The organism is Methylobacterium sp. E-065 (assembly GCF_022829605.1).
Taxonomy (GTDB): Bacteria; Pseudomonadota; Alphaproteobacteria; order Rhizobiales; family Beijerinckiaceae; genus Methylobacterium.
Genome location: NZ_JAKSYD010000300.1, coordinates 1 through 18,198 on the forward strand (window position 1 = coordinate 1; position 18,198 = coordinate 18,198).

Here is an 18,198-nt window from a genome sequence, read left to right on the forward strand (position 1 = left end):
GGGGGCATTTCCTCCCCCCGCCGGGCAAACTGCCGCCCGGTCTCACGCCCGCATCCGAGGCACGCCCCGTACCGGTCCGCCGCCCGGGGCGATGGCGGCTGAGAGCCACCGACGCGGGCACCGCCCCGTCCCCGGACCCGCACGGTCAGCCACCGGGCGGGCCCCCGAAGGACGCCCCGGGATCGCTCCCAGGCCGCCGCGGACAGGTGGCGGCTAATGAGCACAAAATAGGAACATTGTCAAGTCAGGCGGGTGCGCGGATGGATTCCGCGTGGCATAGCGGACCGGCCGGAACCAGCGCCTGCATCGCTCATGCGGGCGGCCCGAAGCGATCCGATCGGCGTCGCGATCGTTGGCGTTGCCGACCCGGATCAGGTTGCTGCGCGGGATGACGAGGAGGCACCGCAACGCGAGCGGACGCTGGAACCCGAAGGGTTGGGACGGAAACCGGAGGATCCCGGCGCGGGGAGGGCGCTCAGACCGCCCTCACCCGGATCGCCCCGCCTCCGCCCGACGGGCGGCCGGTTCGGACGCGGCGGCACCGACGCGCAGGCCGCGTTGCCGCGACGCCGTTTTGGTGGCTTCGGTGTCGGCCCGGAAACGGTCCACGACGAACCCGTCCAAGATGCCCGGTCGGACGCCCGATTGGGCGTGCCGAATTGGCATGCCAAGCCCCCTCACCCCGTCGGCCCCACGGCTTACGTTCCATAATATATCTTATGCGAACGCTGGATGGTGTCTGCGGCGGGCTGGTGGGTCCCATCGTGCCGTGTCCGAGTCGGCGCTCGAACACGGCTGGCCGCCGTGCCGACGATCGTCCGGGGACACGCGGCCGGACCGTCCGCCGCAGGATCCCGCGGCAAGCCGGGACCCAATCCCCGGCGCTTGGCCGGGCGCGCTTGGCCGGGCGCGCTTGGCCGGGTGCGCTTGGGCGAGGGCGGTTCAGGCGCCCTCCCCGCGCCGCTGTCCTGCGCACGCGAGGCAGCGGAGCGCCGCCTGCAGCCGCGCTTTCGTGCGCGCCTCATGGTGGTGCGGGCGGGTTGGAGCCGTGCCCGATCGCGTTGCTCACGGCACACGACACTGCGCCGCGTTGAGGCAATCCCACCCAATCCCCTCATCCTGAGGTGACCGCGAAGCGGGCCTCGAAGGAGGGCTCCAGGGATCGCGACGCCGGCTGGAGCCCTCCCGTTCAAGACGTTCCGGCTGGTTGCAAGTATCGCAATGCGTGGCTCCAACATATTGAAAGAGAACCGCGTTTTCCCCTCCCCCTTGCGGGTAGGGGTCAGGGGTGGGGGTGGTTCAGGATCGAGCGTTCCGGTGCCTCCTGCACCACCCCCACGCGGGATCCGCGATCCCCAAACGCCTCCCCGCAAGCTCGAGCGATCCTGGGCAAGTCCAGGGTCGCCAGGGGAGGAGAGCGCGCTTGCCAGTGTCCCGGTGCTTCCGCAAACACCTTGAAAGGGCTGGCTCCAAGCCCGTGTTGTGACGCGCGCTCTTGCGCCGAACCGGTGCCCCTTCGCCGGAGAGCGCCCGCGCCTTCCGCGACACAGCCCCCGGCAGGCGACCGACCGGGGCCGGAGATCGGCCCGCCGGCACCGCGCGGATCACGCCCCCATCATCGCGCGAGCCTGTCCGCCGGATCCGGTAGCGGCGCAGCGCACGTCATTCGCGCGCTCTCGTCTCGGACGCCGATCGACATCGGCCAATGCAGTCCAGCATCCCGCAAAGAATGATAAAGACTTGTTAATCCTAAATCTTTTCCCGTCTTTAACTGGCTCCACCCTAGATTCGTCCGCCGGTCGGTCTCGTCATGGGGATTCGGGCGGCGGGATCGTTCGCACCAGGAGCTTCGTCGATGCTCAGGTTCCTCACGGCTCCGGCCGCCTGTTTGATCCTCTGCGGCGCCGCCGCCGCGCAGGATATGCCCGGACTCGCGTCGCTGGGCCCGCCCGATCTGGGGCAGCTGAGCGACCGGGTCCCCGAGCTGAAGGTCGAGACCGGCCATCCCGAGGCCGACCCGCCCGTCGCGCACGTGCTCGGGACCAGCGAGCGGCCCCCCGGTGACGGCGCCCCGCGCGGTGCCGAACCGGGCAGGAGCCAGGCCGTCGCCGATCTGAAGAGTGCACCCGGAAGCGCGCCCGGCCCGGCCCCCGGACCCGCCAAGCCCTGGTGTGCGCAGGAGCGCCGGATCGGAACCGGGGCCGGCTTCTGCATGATGAACTGACCCGGCCCGCCCGGATGCCGCCTCACGAGGCCGCGTAGACCGAGACTTCGTCGAAGGTTTCGTCGGCCCCCGGGGCGTAGGTGAGGGAGGCGGCCAGCAGCAGCAGCACGCTCGCCCCGATGAGCGCGGCGACCAGCAGCCGCGTGAGGCGTTCTGCGTGCGCCCGGGCGGCGTGGATCACCGCGCAGCCGAGCATGAAGACGCAGGCCTGCGCGGCCGGATTGGCGAGCGCCATCGTCACCGCCCCAATCCCGATGCGCGCCCAAATCCCGGCGCGCGCTCAAGGGTCCGATCCCCGTCGTGTCCGCCCATGACACCCCCTCCCCGACCCGAAGACCCCGTCCGCCGCACGGGCGCCGTGCCGCAACGCGACCAGTCCGATCAGGTTTCCCGGCGTTGCACGTCCCCGATATGAGGGACATCGGGCCCGATCGGGCTCAGCGTCGCGCATTCGTGACCGGCCGGCGGTCCGTCAGGGATGCGCGGGATCCGCAGCCCAATCCGCCGCCAGCCCGTAGGTGGCCTCGCCGACCCGCCGGAGGGGGCCGCCCGGGCCGGAGCGCTTCCACAACCGGGTGTTGAGGGCCGCCACGGGGTCGCGGCCCGGCAGGGTGAAGCCCTGCGCCGTCAGGACGTCCAGGATTTCCGCCGCGTGCAGCGGCCGACCGGCCCGCGCGAGGGCCGTGCAGGCGGCCTCGACCACGGCGCGGCCGTAGCGCCGGGCCCCCGCGACATCGTCCGTGAAGGCGACGGCCGGCGGGACGCCCTCCGGCGCTGCCCGGCCCCCGGACGGCCCCGGAGCGGGCGATCCGGGGGCCGCGGGCCCCTGGCCGGACGCGCGTGCCGCGCCCGGCCAGGGATCCGGCGCAAGATCCGGCGCAAGATCCGATGGACGAGCCCGGGGCCCGGCGGGGTGGGGGGCCAGGGTCGTGTCCCGCTCGAAGGCTTGATCGGGTACCGGGACGGGCCCGGTATCCGGGCTGGGCCCCTGCGCCCCAGCCCCCGCTCCTACCCCCGCCTCTGCCCTCACGGCCCCCAGGCGGCGACCGAGTTCCTGATAGAGGACGAGATCCGCGATCTCCCGGTCGAGCGCCTCCCGCTGGCGCCGCAGGGCCGCGAGCCGCATCTCGATCTCGGCATCCGACAAACCCATCGACCGTTCCCTCCCGACGGAAGGAACATAATGCCTATTCCGAGTGGTGGGAACTGGTTTCGGGAGGACGTCGTCGTTCCGTAGGGAATGAACGTTCATTCCATACGGAATTATTCTATTCCCTGGCGCGCAACCGCTTGCTCTTCGAGGCCGGCCGGGGCGGCACCAGCAGGGCACTGGGATCGGCCGGGTGCAGGGTCAGGCCGTTGTCGTCGAGCACGAGCGGCAGGCGCGGGAAGACCTCGCCCAGATGGGCGAGATCCGCCTTGAAGGCCTGCCGGAAGCTGCGGATCGAGGCGTTCTCGGCCCCGAACTGCGCGTGGAGGTTGGTCCAGGTCAGCCGCAGCGGGCGCTGGAGGGACCGCAGCCGGTAGCCGGTCCAGAACAGCAGATCGAGCTTGCGGGCCGAGCCCGAGAAGGCCCGGGCGGCCCGGATGTCGACCGGCAGGGCGTGCCGGATCAGGGTCTCGTAGAATTCCGGATCGAAGCGCACGGTGCGCTCCGCGGTCTCGTCCCCCTCGCCGGCCCGGGGGCGCCACAGCTCCAGGCTGCGGAAGGGCGGGACGTTGAGGGTGGTGGCGCTGTCGCGCCCGTCCCAGAGGCCGATCTGCATCGAGCAGGCGGCGAGCCGGTTCAGCTGTTCCTTGAACTGGCGGATGGTGCCGCGCTCGCCGCCGGTCACCGCAAAACCCATCTCGCGCATGAAGCCCGACAGGGTCTCGGCGACCTTCACGGTGGGGCTGCGCTGGCGCACCGCCTCGGTGCAGAGGTGGAGCAGCATCAGCCGGGCCTTCGGCCCGTAGGGCAGGCCCTGCGGCTCGAAGGCACCGGTCTCGGGATCCTTGATCCGCCCGGCGATCAGGCTCAGCGAGTTGCGCCCGTAGGTCCGGGAGAATTCGCGCACCGGCCCGGGATCGCGATAGGGCAGGCCGCACAGCGCCAGCACCGAGTGGATGTGCTGCAGGTTCGACGGGAGCGCCGGCTCGCTCTCGATCACCAGCCGCACGGCATCGCGGCGGCGCTGGTCGCGGGACAGGCCGGACCGGCGCCGCTCCTCCTCACCGAGCAGGGCGGTCTGCGCGTCGCGCTCGCGCTGGCGATGCAGGACGTGCTCGACGATCTGCGCGAACAGGAAGCCGCCCCGCGCCGCCTCGATCTCGGCCCGCAGGTCCGGATCGTGGATTGCGGCGATCTTCTCCTCGATGGTCATCGCCCCTCGGCCCGAATTGCACGGACGCCCCTCCCCTGTGGGCGGGAAGGCGGCCCGATCCTGCCATGCCACGATTCGGCCGCCGGGGCGCGGATCCGATCCGGCTTGTCCCGGCAATCCACGCTTCCCCGCGCCCTGCATCGCCTGCGATCGGGCGCGGGCTTACGCAGAGTCGCATACGGGCCGATCCGACCGTCCCGCACCACGCAGAGTTCGATACGCCCCGGTCCGGGCATTCCGTCCCCGTTATCCACCGCGCCGGCCGTGAATCCGCGCCGAATCCGATACGCGGATGCGCAGACTCCGATACGCCACCCCGCCGATACGGCGCAGATTCCGATACGGCCGCACGCAGAGTTCGATGCGGCATCGCGCAGAGTCGGATGCGCAAACTACCCTCAAGCCATTGGTCAGGATCGTGAATTTGGCACTCCATATAGTCTGCTGAACTGACTCTCTGAGAGATTCTTCTAGATACTTTTCCTACTTCGCTGGAGCGCGTTCGTTTTGGAGAACGGCCGGGTTGGGATTGGAATTTCACAGGGGCAGAAGGGAATATGCGCGACTTGTCCACATTCCGTGCCGATCCCGCATCCCGGGAGGCCCCCTGCCCCACCGAGCGGGAGCCGGCTTGACGCGAACGACGGCGACCGGTTTCTCGGTCCCTCAAGAAGGCCATGCCCAAAAAAGGCCATGTCTCAGGAAAGGCCATGCCGATGTCCCGCTCACCCGTCGCCGCCCCATGACGGACCGCCACAACGACGATCGCCCCCCCGGAAGCCGCTTTGCCAAGGGCCGGCCGCCGGGAGGTCGTCCGCCCGGCCAATGGCGGTCCGGTCCCCGGCCCGGGTCCCGCCCGCCGGCCCCCGGCCCCCGGCTCGGGCCCGATGGTGAGGAAGCCACCGTGCTCTACGGCTGGCATCCGGTGGTCCAGGCGCTGGGCAACGAGGCCCGCGGCCTGCACCGGCTGCTCGCCACCGAGAACGCCACCGCGCGGCTGGAGGCCGAGTTCGGCGAGGGCCTGCGGATCACCCCCGAACTGGTGCGGCCGAGCGAGATCGGCCGGCTGCTCGGGCCCGACGCGGTCCACCAGGGCCTGTATCTCGAAGCGGAGCCCCTGCCCGCCCCCGGGCTCGACGACCTGCCGGCCGACGCCCTGATCCTGGCGCTGGATCAGATCACCGATCCGCACAATGTCGGGGCGATCGTGCGCACCGCCGCGGCCTTCGGGGTGGCGGGGATCGTCACCACGGCGCGCCACGCGCCGGGGGCCACCGGGGTCCTGGCGAAATCCGCCTCCGGCGGGCTGGAGCACGTGCCGTTCGTGACCGTGCGCAACCTCGCCGAGGCGCTGATCGCCTTAGGGGAACGGGGTTTCACGCGCGTCGGGCTCGATTCCGACGCGCCGGAGAGCCTCGACGCGCTGACGGTGACCCGGCCGCTGGTGATCGTGCTCGGCGCCGAGGGCAAGGGCCTGCGCGAGCGGACCCGGACCTGCTGCGACGTGCTGGCCCGGATCCCGTTCTCGGGGGCGATCCGCAGCCTCAACGTCTCGAACGCCGCCGCCATCACCCTCTACGCCCTGGGCCGGAGCCCGACGTGAGCGAAGCCCGGATACATTCGGCAACACGGTATTGGCTCGGTGTGGTGCCGTTTCATCTAGGCGGTGATGGCAACCTGCCGTAGGATGCGCGGCGAGGGGGGCGTAGCCTTGAGGCGGCGCCGGATGCTGGACGATGCGTTTACCTACGGGGGCTGGGCCTGCAGCCTGGTCGCCGTCGGCGTGTGGCTGTGGCTCGCCCGGCGGGCCTTCCCGAGCTTCGACGCCTTCGTGAAGGGTTTTGACGACGAATTGCAGCTGGGCGCGAGCTGCGAGGAGCGCGCGCGGACCGCGCGCTGGCATCAGGTCCGCCAGGCGGCCGTGGCGCTGACCGCCGTAGCGGCCCTGTGCCTGTCGATCGGCTTCGCGATTCCGGATTGATCATCGGGCGAGACTTGACCGTCGGGGCGCTGCCCCGACACCCCGCCAAAGGGCTTGCCCTTTGGGATCCCCGGATCACCCTGCTTCCGTGTAGACCTGCGCGGCGATCGCCCCTGCGGTGGTGAGCCAGATCCGGTCCCGGTGGGCCGCGATATGGGCGAGCGCCGCCCGCAAGGGCCGCAGCCGGTGGGGCTGCCCGACGATGTAGGGATGGAGCGCGATCCCCATCACCAGGGGTGCCGACGCAGACTGGTCCAGCATCTCGTCGAAGGCATCGACGATCGCGTCGGCGAACTGGCGGCCCGTCTCCTTGCGGGCGACGATCGCCGGGATGTCGTTCAGCTCCTGGGGGTAGGGGACGGCGAGGATCCGCCCGCCGCCGCGTGTCGCCATCCAGGTCGGCTGGTCATCGTGGCACCAGTCGAGCAGGTAGCGGTAGCCGGCCTCGGCCAGCAGGTCGGGCGTGACTTGGGATTGCGAGATCCATGGGCCCAGCCAGCCCGCGGGTGCCCGCCCCTCCTCCCGGGTGAGGATCGCGGTGGCCTCCGCGATCAGGGCGCGCTCCTCCGCCTCCGGGAGCGTCCCCTGCCGCTCGGCATTGGTGCGGCCGTGGCCGACGATCTCGTCGCCGCGCGCCCGGAAGGCCTCGATCAGGCCGGGGCAATCCCGATAGAGCCGGCTGTTCACCAGCACGCTCGCCGGCAGGGCCAGGGCATCCAGGGTGTCGCGCAGCCGCCATGCCCCGACCCGGTTGCCCCAATCCCGCCAAGCATAGTTCAGCACGTCCGGCTGCGGCCCCCCGGGGGCGAGCTCGGCGCCGAGGCCCGTGCCGAAATCGAAGGTCTCGAGGTTGAGCCCGACATAGACCGCGAGCCGCCGCCCGCCGGGCCAGTCGTAGACCGGCCGATCGGGAAGGGCGCTGTAGGCGTAGCGGCCGTGCCGGGCATCATCCATCGCAGTGTCCAGGGTTCCAGGGAATCCCCGCGAGATAGGGCGGCGCACCGGCCAACGTCATGGGATTCCAAAGGACGAGTCCTTTGGCGGGTGCAGGGCAGAGCCCTGCTGTACGGATCCCGGACCCCGAGAGGGGGTCCGGGATCCGTATATGTCGGGGTTTCACCCCGACGCCCCACCAAAGGGCACGCCCTTTGGGATCCCCGATTTCAGTCCCGGCAGGCCGCGATCAGGCGGCGCACGAAGCCCGCGCAGGCGTCGAGCTCGGCCCGGGTCACGTACTCGTCGGCCCGGTGGGCGCGGGCGATGGAGCCGGGGCCGAGCACCACGGCGGGCACGCCGCCGAGCCGGTCGAACAGCCCGCCCTCCGTGCCGTACGAGACCTTGGCGTGGCCGTTCCGGCCGGCGAGCCGCTTGGCCAGGGTCACGACCGGCGCATCCGGGTCGGTGTCGAGGCCCGGATAGTCGATCAGCGGCTCGATCGCGACGCCGCAGGCCGGATCGACCGCCCGCATCAGCGGCACCAACGTGTCGGTGGCATACGCGATGGCCGAGGCCGCCAGCGCCCCGGCATCGTCGGCCCCGATCGCCCGGTACTCGAAGCTGACGCTGCAGCTGTCGGGCACGATGTTGAGCGCCGCGCCGCCCTGCACCACGCTCGACAGGCCGGTGGTGTGGGGCACGTCGTAGAGCGGATCGCGCGCCCCGTCCCGGGCGAGCGCCTCCGCGGACAGCCGGACATGCTCGATGAACCGGGCGGCGTATTCCACCGCGTTGACGCCCTGGGGCGCCAGGGCCGAATGGCTGGCCCGGCCCCGGAAGGTGAGGCGGGCGGCGGCCTTGCCCTTGTGGCCGACCACGACCTCCATGCCGGTGGGTTCGCCCACGAAGCAGCCGAGCGGCTTTGGGCCGCGCTCCAGCATCCGGGCGATCAGCGGGCGCACCCCGAGGCAGCCGACCTCCTCGTCGTACGAGATCGCCAGGTGGAGCGGGGTGGCCAGATCCGCCGCCGCCATCTCGGGCAGGAGCGCGAGGCAGACCGCCAAAAACCCCTTCATGTCGGAGGTGCCCCGCCCGTAGAGCCGGCCCCCCTCCTCCCGCAGGACGAACGGGTCCGACGACCAGGGCTGGCCCACCACCGGCACCACGTCGCTGTGGCCCGACAGCACGTAGCCGGGGCGGGTCTCGAACGGGCCGAGGCTCACCAGCAGCGCCGCCTTCCGGCCGGTCTCGTCCGGCACCCGCTCGACCGCGGCGCCGTGGCGGCGGCAATAGGCCTCCGCCCAGTCGATCAGCGGCAGGTTCGAGCGGTCGCTCACCGTGTCGAAGCCGACAAGGGTCGCCAGCAACGCCACCGGATCGGGCGCGTCGGCGGGCGGCGGGGCGGCGTACGGATCGGATTCTGGCATGAAGCGCGCGACTCGTTCCGGGGAAGACCCCTGTGTACGGGGTTTTCGGGCCGCCGGGGATCCCGGAACCGAAGACGCCTCCGCGGCGTAGCTGCCGCAGGCCCCTCCCCCGCCGAGCCCGATCCATGCGCTTCAAGCCGCGCGCGATTGCCGCGTCCCTGCCCCTGTTCGCCCTGCTGCCGGCGCTGCTGGCCGCCCCGGCCGAGGCCCGCCCGCACCGGCACCCTCCGGGCCACGCGACCGACACCGGCCGCACGCTCGCCCGGATGGCCGCCCGCGACCGGCTTCGGGACTGGCGCGCGTGGCAGGAGCCCCGGCCGCTCGCCCGGATCTTCGCCCCGGCCACGCGGGAGCGGGTCGCGGCCCCGCCCTTCACGGGCTGGGGCTACGGCGGAACGATCCCCGGAGCGCTCCCCGGTTTCTGAACCCACCTCGACCCGGATCCCGGACCCTGCCATGGTGCGTGAGCCGGGGCCGCCAGAGACAACCCACAATGGTTCAAGCGACCGGGGATCACGCGTTTCGCCTGGAGGATCCGACCCCAGCGGATCCGCGCCGCCGCTGGACCTCCCTCGATCCCGACGCGCGCGATGCCTGCTACGACAACACCCGCGCGGTGGCCGACAGCGCGCGGCAGGTCGCCGCCCGGGACGCCGCCTCGGCCGCCTACCGGGCCGCACATCCGGGCGGCCTCGACCGGCCCTACGGCCCGGGGGCCCGCAACGCGATCGATCTCTATCCGGCCCGGGATGCCGGTGCGCCCTGCCTGGTCTTCCTCCACGGGGGCTACTGGCAGCGGGGCGCCCGGGAGCTGTTCGCCTGCTTCGCGCAAGGCCCGAACGCCGCCGGCTGGTCGGTGGCAATGGTCGGCTACACCCTCGCCCCGGAGGCGAGCCTCACCCGGATCGCGGCCGAGATCGGCACGGCCCTCGACTGGCTGGCCGCGCAGGGTCCGGGGCACGGGATCCGCGGCGCCCTGGTCCTGGCGGGCTGGTCGGCGGGCGGGCTGCTCACCGCGCTGCATCTCGGCCATCCGGCCGTGGCTGCGGGGCTCGCCATCTCGGGCGTCTACGACCTCGCGCCGATCCGCCAGACCAGTCTTAACGACAAGCTCCATCTCACCGACGCGGAGATCGAGGCGCTCTCGCCGCTGCGCCTGCCGGTGGTGGAAAAACCCCTGTGCCTCGCCTACGGCACGCATGAGCTGCCGGCGCTGATTCACGACGCCCGCAACCTGCACGCCCTGCGGGCGGCGGCCCACGCCCCCGGCCCCCTGCTGCCGGTGCCCGGCGCCGAGCATTTCTCGGTGCTCGACGCCCTGCGCCGGCCGGACGGGATCCTGGTCCGGGCGGCCCACGCCCTGCTGGGTGGCTGACGAAGTGTTCGGGATGAAGATCCTGGTTTCAAACGGTCCGTGACCTTTTGCGGGTGCAGGGCAGGGCCCTGCAGTCGCGCTTCGCTCGTTCGTCGGGCGAAGCCCGCGCGGGCGGCGCCGCCCCGACACCCCGCCAAGGGCCTGCCCTTTGGAATCCGCGGATCGCCCTTCGCGGGCCCGGTACGCCGCGAAGGCGGCCGCCCTGGGGCAAGCGAATCGCGTTCAGATCGTAATCCCGCCGCCGGAGTCAGACGATGCGTCGGCGTGCGCCCACGCACACAGTCAATCCCGCGCAGGGGATTAAATTTTCTAGTGTTCTACTGTGTCGGGACGCACATCGATCTCGTCTGATCATGGCTATGTTCAGGACATCGGCGAAGACGCAGTGTTCTTCGCAGAACGAGAACAGACGAGGAGACACGACGATGCACGCACGCCCCCTCTCGATCCTCCGTCCGACCCTCGGCCTCGCCGTCCTGGCCGCCGCCGCCGCACCCCTGCTGATGCCCCTGGCCGCCGAGGCCGGTGAGGGCGGCGGCGGGAGCCGCCAGGTCGCCGGTGGTGGCCATATGAGCTCCTACATCAGCGATCCCCACCACGACCCGCGCTCGCTCCACGCGCAGCGCATGGGCACCGGCCAGATCCTCGGCGCGCCGATGCTTCACGAGCGGGCCGGGGCCGCGCTGGTCCGCCGCCCGGTCGAGTCCCACTGGGCATCCGGGACCGCCCAAAAACCGCCGGCCGCTGCGCTGACGATCAGGCGCCGCCATCAACCCGCCGCCGGGCTCCGGCCCGGCCGGCCCTCCCCGCTTCCGTCACCGCTTCCGCCCCGTGTCAGGGATCCGTTCATGAACAGCCTCATCCAGGGCATTGCCGCCTTCCAGGGCCACGTCTTCCCCGGCCAGCGCGCGATGTACCAGCAGCTCGTGCGTGACGGTCAGCACCCGAGCGCGCTGATCATTGCTTGCGCGGATTCCCGGGTCTCGCCGGAGCACATCACCCAGGCGGGGCCGGGCGAGCTGTTCGTCTGCCGCAACGCCGGCAACATCGTGCCCCCGGCCTCCGACGTGATCGGCGGCGTCTCCTCGGCGATCGAGTACGCCGTGGTGGCGCTCAAGGTGCGCGACATCGTCATCTGCGGCCATTCCGATTGCGGCGCGATGCACGGGCTGATGCACCGGGACGCGCTGGCGCGGATGCCCGCCGTGGCGGCCTGGCTGCGCCACGCCGAAGCCGCCGAGCGGATCGTCTGCGAGGCCTATCCGGAGGACATGGACGAGACGGCCCGCCACCACGCCCTCGCGCTGGAGAACGTGGTGGTGCAGCTCGCCAACCTGCGCACGCATCCGAGCGTCGCGGCCGCCCTCGCCAAGGGGACGCTGCGCCTGCACGGCTGGTTCTTCGAGATCGAGACCGGCGCCCTGCTGGCGTATGACGGCGCGGAGGGACACTTCCGGCCGATCGCGGAGGCCGACATGCCGGTGGCCCAGGCTTCTGCCGCCGGCGGGCGTCGGCGGGCGGCCTGAGGGACCCGCGCGGGACAAGCAGCCCCGACCTTCGGCCCGTCCGGCAACGGTGGTTCGCCTCGGCTACGCCCCCTCCCCCGCAGAGGCTTGGAGATTCGCGGATCGTCGTCGGATAGGGCGATCGATGGCCGCGCATCCCCCCTCGCCCCGCGTGCGGGAAGCGGAGGCGCAGCCGCAGCGGCGGTGAGGGGGCGGATCCGGACGAAGCTCATCCGTTCGAGCCCCCTCACCCTCGGCTGCCGCCTTGCCGCGCTCCCCAACGAGGGGGAGACGCGGCCCTCTCCGCGCACGCGGGGCGAGGGAATCCCCGCCCCCCGCGCTGCCGTGCAAATGGCGTGACCCTCGCCCCGTCCGACGACGGGGCGAGGGGCGGTCAGGTCGTATCAGGCCGCCATGGGCGCGTAGCGCTTGTGGCCCTTCACGTCGTAGCGGTCGAGCATCATGACCTTGTCCCAGACCCGGACGAAGTCCCTGACGAACCGCGCCTCCCCGTCGCGACCCGCATAGGCGTCGGCGATATTGCGCAGCTGCGCGTTCGACCCGAACACGAGGTCGCTGCGCGTGGCCGCATACTTCGGCTGCCCCGTCGCCCGGTCCTTGAGCGTGAAGGTCATGGCCTCCGCGTCGGCCTTCTCCCAGACGAGGTCGGTGTCGGTCACCGCCCGGAAGAAGTCCGTGCTCAGCACACCGACCCGGTCGGTGAAGACGCCGTGCTGCCCGCCATCGTGGTTGGCATTCAGCGCCCGCAGGCCGGCGGTCAGGACCGCCCATTCCGGGGCCGTCAGGGTCATCAGGTTGGCCTTGTCGAGGAACAGCTCCTCCGGCGAGACATTGCGGGCCACCTGGCCGAACCCGTCGGCGACGTAATTGCGAAAGCCGTCCGCCACGGGCTTGAGCCACTCGAACATCTCGATGTCGGTGAGCTCCTGCGTGGTGTCGACCCGGCCCGGGGTGAACGGCACCGGGATTGCGGCGCCGGCCTCCGAAGCGGCCTTCTCCACGGCGACGCAGCCGCCCAGCACGATCAGGTCGGCGAGCGAGACCCGCTTGCCGTCGCTCCGGCGATCGTTGAACGCCTCCATCACGCCGCGCAGGGCCTCGACCACCGGGGCGGCCCTGCGGTTGACCGCCCAGTCCTTCTGGGGCGCCAGCGCCAGCCGCCCGCCATTGGCACCGCCGCGCTTGTCGCTGTCGCGGTAGGTCGCGGCCGCCGAGAAGGCCGTGAAGGCGAGGTCCGAGACCGACAGGCCCTTGTCGAGGATCGCCTGCTTGAGCGCGGCGATCTCGGGCTCGCCGACCGGCGCGTAGGCGGCGTCGGGCAGCGGGTCCTGCCACAGCAGCCCGTCCTCGATCGTCACCTCCGGGCCGAGGTAGCGGTGCTTGGGGCCCATGTCGCGGTGGGTGAGCTTGTACCACGCCTTGGAGAAGGCCTGCGTGAAGGCGTCGAAATCGCCCAAGAACTTCTCGCAGACCTTGCGGTACTCCGGATCGACCTTGAGGGCGATGTCGGAGGTCATCATCATCAGCGGATGCATCTGGCCTTCGACATGCGCGTCGGGGGTCTTTGGCGCATCCGGGTCCTTCGGGGTCCATTGCAGGGCGCCGGCCGGGCTCTTGGTCTGCTCCCAGTCGAACCTGAAGAGATTCTCCAGGTAGGCGTTGTCCCACTGGGTCGGATCGGGGGTCCAGCTGCCCTCGATGCCGTTGGTCATCGTGTCCTTGCCGGAGCCCGCGCCCTTCGGGTTGTGCCAGCCCAGGCCCATCGCCTCCATGGGCGCCATCTCGGGGGGCGGCCCGATCTCCTTGGCGGGGGTCATGCCGTGGCTCTTGCCGAAGGCGTGGCCGCCCGCGATCAGCGCCACGGTCTCCTCGTTGTTCATCGCCATGCGGGTGAAGGTGACGCGGATGTCGTTGGCCGAGCCCTGCGGGTCGCCATTCGCGTAGGGGCCCTCCGGGTTCACGTAGATCAGCGACTGGTGGGAGGCGGCGAGCGGGTTCTCCAGGTCGTAATCCGCGTCGCCGTTCTGACCGCGCCAGCGCTTGTCGCGGTTCACCATGTCGTCGAAGCTCGACACGCTGCCCATGTCGACCACCTCGGGACCCCAATAGGTGGCGTTGTCGGCCTCCCAGGCGTCGAGCCGGCCGCCGGCGAAGCCGTAGGTCGGCAGGCCCATGATCTCCAGGGCGCAATTGCCGGTGAGCACCATCAGGTCGGCCCACGACAGGGCGTTGCCGTATTTGTGCTTGATCGGCTGCAGGAGGCGGCGCGACTTGTCGGTGTTGCCGTTGTCCCACCAGCTGGAGATCGGCGCGAAGCGCTGCATGCCGGTGCCGGCGCCGCCGCGCCCGTCCGCGATCCGGTAGGTGCCGGCCGAGTGCCAGGCCATGCGGATCATCTGCGGGCCGTAATTGCCGTAATCGGACGGCCACCACGCGACCGACGAGGTCAGGAACTGCTTGATGTCGTCCTTGAGCGCGTCGAGGTCGATCTTGGCGAACTCGGCGGCATAGTCGAAATCCGGGCCGAGGGGATCGGCGGCGAGCCCGTTCTGGTGCAGCAGCTCGACCCGCAGGCGATGGGGATACCAGTTCTCCAGGGCGGGCCGGTCGCCGAAGGCCCCGCCGATCCGATCACCGCCGAACGGACACTTGCCCTGCATCTCGAACGTCGTGGTGTCGGTCTTGTCGAGTCTCATGTCGTCCATCGGGAATCCCCCCTGTGTCGCGGAACCGACGCGGCCGGCCTCGCCCCGTCGTCCGCAGACCCCGACGGCCCGGCGCGCGGGCGGCGCCACGGCCATCGGTCACTGTGCGCTTTCAGACCGAGAGCGAAATCAGGCCGCAGCCCCCAAAATCAAGGGCTCGCGGCTTGGCTGTTGGACGCAGCGGCGTCGGCCGCCCTCACGTTCCGGCGACCGAGCCGGTGCGCAGCGGCATTTTGCCTGAGGCCTACAGGGATCGCGGCCTCAGCCGGGCGAGGAGATCCTGCCCCGGGAACCGGGCCGGCGGCATCGGCCCAGCGGGCGGCGGCGCGTCCCCCGGGATCGGACCTTCGGCAAAGCGCGCCCCGGCCGACCAGAAGCCGTCGCGGCGGGCTCCGACCATCCCGAGGCCGATCGGCTCGCGCGCGACCTCGGGGCGCAGCCGTCCCGAAGCCCAGACCCGCTGCCAGCACCCGCGCCGCGACAGGTCGGCGTCCCGCCAGCCGAGCCGGGCGTAGCCGGCCGCCGCGAAGACGCGCGTCCCGGTAAAATCCTCCGGGATCCACACCCAGCTCGAGAACACGTGGATCGCGTCCCGGTCGAACCCGGCCGGATCGACCGTCCGGGTGAAGGCGGTGAACCCCGGCTCCCGGTGCCGCCCGACATGCCGGCGCAGCCGGCCCGACAGTGCCAGCGCCTCCGGAAAGGCGTCAGCCTCCAGGCGGGTCGGGCCTGAGCCGTGAACCAGCGCATAGGCCCCGTCCACGAGGTGCATCCAGGGCTCCAGATCGACCTCCCAGGCCTGCTCCGCCGGCGCGAAGCGGCGCACCCGCCCCTCGATCAGGTGATCGGCGATGCGCCGGACGGGCTCCGGCCACCAGGCCGGCCCGGCCTCGGTGACGCGCAGCAGCGTCGCGGGCCCGTGCGCCCGGACCGCCTCGGCGAGCCGCGCGAAGCCGGAATCCGGCGCGTCGCGGCCGGCCTTGCGCACCAGGATCTTCGAGCCCTCGGCGAGCTCGTCGAGGAACTTGCGCTTGAGATGGGCGAGCCGGCCGTATTCGCGCTCCAGCAGCGCCTCCGGGGCGATCGAGCCCTCCGGGTGTCCGGTATTGGCCCAGATGTTGTACGCGAGGCTGTGGCAATAGTAGGTGCCGCCCGCGCTCACCGACAGGCGCAGGTCGCCCGGGACACCGAAATCCGAGAACCCGCAGTGCAGGCCGCGGATCAAATCCTCCAGCGGCGTGTAGGAGAAGCGCAGCAGGCCGGACGGCTCGACCCCGCCGTAGCGCTGCACGAACCCGAACTCGCAATTGTCGCCCAGGCTTCGGAAGGCGTGCAGCCGCCGCGTGAGGGTCTTGGACGCCCCCTCCCCGATCCCGGTCTCCGCCCCTGTCGTGTCTCGCCGCGCCATCACGCCAGATCGCGGCGGCACGGGGCGTTTGTCCAGCCCTGCGGCCCCATCCCGGAAGCCGGGCGCTGCCTTTCGTGACGATCCGCGCGCCGGAGCCGAGAGCCCGGCGGGCGCGTATGGCTCAGTGCAAGCCCCGCGTGAGGGCCACGACCGCGCCGACGATCACCAACGCCTGAAACCCGATCGAGCCGATCGTCCACTTGATGATCTCGGCCTTGATGGCCTCGATCCTGGCCTCCAGGCGCAGCTCCGCCTCGCGCAGGTCGGCCTTCGTGGAGAGCCGCAGCGCTTCATTGTCGGTCTTCGTTGAAAGCCGCAACGCCTCGATATCCGTCCGGACCATAGCGATATCGGTCTTGGTCGCCAGATCGCTCTGGATCGCCTCCGCGACGGCATCGGCCAGGCCCTCTGCCTGCTCCGACGACATCTTCGCCTTCTCGCGGAGCGTGCGGACGAAGCGGAGCGTATCGAAGGCGACGGCGGTCATGCGTCGATACCCGGCCCGTGACCGGGCCTCAGCTCCATCACCTGCGGCTCGGGGGCGGTCATCGTGGTCGGCCAGCGCGGAGGTTCGGATGCGATGACCGGGAGCATATCGAAGCGCGCATCGCGTGCAAGTGCATCATCCTGAACGATGAGGTCCGGATTTCGCAAAAAGAGGATGCGGACGCAAAGCCTCACTGCAAAATTTCAGTGCCTTGCCACAACTCCGATGCTTTGGGCGATGTTGACCGTGATCGGATCCGGGCGATGGATTCTCAGGAGCGATCGTGATTCCGGTCGGCGATGATCGTCCGCTGCCGCGATCGTACTCTGCCCCGATCTTGCGGCCCGGGCGCCGCGCGCGTCTCAGGGCGTCAGCGGCACCTCCAGCCGGAAGCAGGCGCCCCGCGGCGTCGTCGGTGTCGTGAGCTGGCCGCCGAGCTGGCGGGTGAGGCTGCCGACGACCCGCATGCCGAGGCTCTTCGAGGCGCGCCCGACCTCGAAGCCCGGCGGCAGCCCGACCCCGTCATCGGCCACCTCGACCACGAGCATGTCGGGCCGGGGTTCCGCCCGGACCCGGATCTCGCCGCCCTCCGGGTGCGTCCCGAGGGGGTAGGCGTATTTGAGCGCGTTGGTGACGAGTTCGTTGACCAGCAGCCCGATCGGGATCGCCCGATCGGCCGAGATCCGGAACGGCGCGGCCGCGCAGGCGAGCCTCTGGTCCGGACGCCCGCCCGCGAGGTTGGCCACCAGGGTTTCGAGGAACGGCGCGAGGTCGAGCTCGCCCGGAACCCCCTCCCCGTTCCCGTCTCCGCCCCCGTCGCCTTGCCGCCAGAGCTGGTCGTGGACCCCCGCGATCGCCTCGACCCGGCTGCGCGCATCCGTCAGGGCCGCGTGCACGGCGGGCTCGGCCTCGGCGGCGCGGGCCTGGAGGGCGAGCAGGCTCGCCACGATCGCGAGGCTGTTCTTGACCCGGTGGCTCATCTCGCGGGCGAGCAGGTCCTGGCGGGCCAGGGCCGCCCGCAGCAGGCTCTCGGTGCGCTGGCGCTCGATCGCGCCGCCGAGCAGGTTGGCGAAGCCCTGCATGAAGGCGATGTCGGCCTCCGCGAACATGCCCTCGCGGGTATCGTCCACCTCCAGCACCCCGAAGGCGCCCTCCCGGTTCTCGATCAGCACGTTGATCGCCCGGCGGACGCCGTGCTCGGCCATGAGCTGGGGCGTGCGGAACCGGGTCTCGGCGGCGAGGTGGTTCGAGATCACCGGCCGCCCGGTCTTCAGGGCGAAACCCGCCGGCGAGGCGAAGTCGGCGCCGACCCGCGCCTTGCCGATCACGTCGGGTCCCCAGCCGACGCCCGCCCGCACCAGCAGCGTGTCGGCGCCGGGCCGGTATTCCAGGGCCTTGCAGAACTCGGCCCCCATGCCCTGCGCGCACAGCTCCGTGGCCCGCTGCAGCAGGTGATCGACATCGGTGCCGCGCAGGGCCTCGACGCCGAACTCCGACAGGATCGCCTGCTGGCGCAGGCGATAGTCGAGATCGGGGCGCGAGGCGTCCTGCGGCGCGTTCGGGCTGGGTTCCACTTCGGTCAGGTCGGTCTTTATGGTCATGAAGACAGCAGAGTACGCGGACTTGCGCGGACAGGCCAACGCTTCGTCCGCGCAAGTCCGTGGCCGGATGCAGGTTTCCGCCGCACCCGTCGTCGCACCCCCGCCGATCACCGGAGCCGCCGGCCCCGTGCGGCGTTCGTCCGTCAACCCCGACGCGAGGAGCGC

General features: G+C 71.4%; 15 protein-coding genes. 6 read left to right on the forward strand and 9 right to left on the reverse strand.

The features are described from left to right. The first annotated feature begins 1,855 nt into the window (after positions 1-1,855). Complete coding sequence (locus tag MKK84_RS34615) at positions 1,856-2,224, forward strand: hypothetical protein (protein WP_243927477.1); 369 nt, start codon at positions 1,856-1,858, stop codon at positions 2,222-2,224. Between the two features lie 22 nt (positions 2,225-2,246). Here MKK84_RS34615 and MKK84_RS34620 read toward each other — a convergent pair whose 3' ends face one another. The 3 genes from MKK84_RS34620 to MKK84_RS34630 all read right to left on the reverse strand — a co-directional run bounded on the left by MKK84_RS34620 (position 2,247) and on the right by MKK84_RS34630 (position 4,587). Then, positions 2,247-2,459 carry a hypothetical protein gene (locus MKK84_RS34620; RefSeq protein ID WP_243927549.1) on the reverse strand — a complete coding sequence of 71 codons (213 nt, stop codon included), beginning with the start codon at positions 2,457-2,459 and terminating at the stop codon, positions 2,247-2,249. A gap of 237 nt (positions 2,460-2,696) precedes the next feature. After that, positions 2,697-3,377 carry a winged helix-turn-helix domain-containing protein gene (locus tag MKK84_RS34625; protein ID WP_243927479.1) on the reverse strand — a complete coding sequence of 227 codons (681 nt, stop codon included), beginning with the start codon at positions 3,375-3,377 and terminating at the stop codon, positions 2,697-2,699. A 115-nt stretch (positions 3,378-3,492) separates the two neighbouring features. Further along, on the reverse strand, positions 3,493-4,587 hold the full coding sequence (locus tag MKK84_RS34630; protein ID WP_243927481.1) for a replication protein RepA: 1,095 nt from the start codon (positions 4,585-4,587) through the stop codon (positions 3,493-3,495). A gap of 742 nt (positions 4,588-5,329) precedes the next feature. Here MKK84_RS34630 and MKK84_RS34635 point away from each other — a divergent pair. Together MKK84_RS34635 and MKK84_RS34640 are read left to right on the forward strand one after the other, a co-directional pair. Further along, positions 5,330-6,190, forward strand: coding sequence for a TrmH family RNA methyltransferase (locus MKK84_RS34635; protein ID WP_267356757.1), 861 nt, complete (start codon positions 5,330-5,332; stop codon positions 6,188-6,190). 123 nt (positions 6,191-6,313) lie between these two features. Further along, a complete protein-coding gene (locus MKK84_RS34640; protein ID WP_243927485.1) occupies positions 6,314-6,568 on the forward strand; it encodes a hypothetical protein in 255 nt (84 codons plus the stop codon). Positions 6,569-6,643: 75 nt separating this feature from the next. Here the strand turns inward: MKK84_RS34640 and MKK84_RS34645 are convergent, their stop codons facing one another. Together MKK84_RS34645 and argE are read right to left on the reverse strand one after the other, a co-directional pair. Further along, the gene (locus MKK84_RS34645; RefSeq protein ID WP_243927487.1) at positions 6,644-7,522 is read right to left on the reverse strand and encodes a polysaccharide deacetylase family protein; all 879 of its coding nucleotides are present in this window, start codon (positions 7,520-7,522) and stop codon (positions 6,644-6,646) included. 209 nt (positions 7,523-7,731) lie between these two features. Beyond that, positions 7,732-8,931 (reverse strand): acetylornithine deacetylase, encoded by a 1,200-nt coding sequence (gene argE / locus MKK84_RS34650; RefSeq protein WP_243927489.1) that lies wholly within the window; start codon positions 8,929-8,931, stop codon positions 7,732-7,734. A gap of 125 nt (positions 8,932-9,056) precedes the next feature. Here argE and MKK84_RS34655 point away from each other — a divergent pair, with 125 nt between their 5' ends. The 3 genes from MKK84_RS34655 (at position 9,057) to MKK84_RS34665 (ending at position 11,832) form a co-directional block, all read left to right on the forward strand. Beyond that, positions 9,057-9,356, forward strand: a complete 300-nt coding sequence (locus tag MKK84_RS34655; RefSeq protein ID WP_243927490.1) for a hypothetical protein — start codon at positions 9,057-9,059, stop codon at positions 9,354-9,356. Between the two features lie 68 nt (positions 9,357-9,424). Further along, a complete protein-coding gene (locus MKK84_RS34660) occupies positions 9,425-10,306 on the forward strand; it encodes an alpha/beta hydrolase (RefSeq protein WP_243927492.1) in 882 nt (293 codons plus the stop codon). 848 nt (positions 10,307-11,154) lie between these two features. Continuing rightward, complete coding sequence (locus tag MKK84_RS34665; RefSeq protein WP_243927551.1) at positions 11,155-11,832, forward strand: carbonic anhydrase; 678 nt, start codon at positions 11,155-11,157, stop codon at positions 11,830-11,832. A gap of 383 nt (positions 11,833-12,215) precedes the next feature. Here MKK84_RS34665 and katG read toward each other — a convergent pair whose 3' ends face one another. The 4 genes from katG to MKK84_RS34685 form a co-directional block, all read right to left on the reverse strand. Continuing rightward, the gene (gene katG / locus MKK84_RS34670) at positions 12,216-14,537 is read right to left on the reverse strand and encodes a catalase/peroxidase HPI (RefSeq protein ID WP_243927494.1); all 2,322 of its coding nucleotides are present in this window, start codon (positions 14,535-14,537) and stop codon (positions 12,216-12,218) included. A 244-nt stretch (positions 14,538-14,781) separates the two neighbouring features. Next, on the reverse strand, positions 14,782-15,945 hold the full coding sequence (locus MKK84_RS34675) for a hypothetical protein (protein WP_243927496.1): 1,164 nt from the start codon (positions 15,943-15,945) through the stop codon (positions 14,782-14,784). A 121-nt stretch (positions 15,946-16,066) separates the two neighbouring features. After that, the gene (locus tag MKK84_RS34680) at positions 16,067-16,432 is read right to left on the reverse strand and encodes a CCDC90 family protein (protein ID WP_243927498.1); all 366 of its coding nucleotides are present in this window, start codon (positions 16,430-16,432) and stop codon (positions 16,067-16,069) included. Between the two features lie 362 nt (positions 16,433-16,794). Further along, a complete protein-coding gene (locus tag MKK84_RS34685; RefSeq protein ID WP_243927500.1) occupies positions 16,795-18,033 on the reverse strand; it encodes a sensor histidine kinase in 1,239 nt (412 codons plus the stop codon). Positions 18,034-18,198 lie beyond the last annotated feature (165 nt).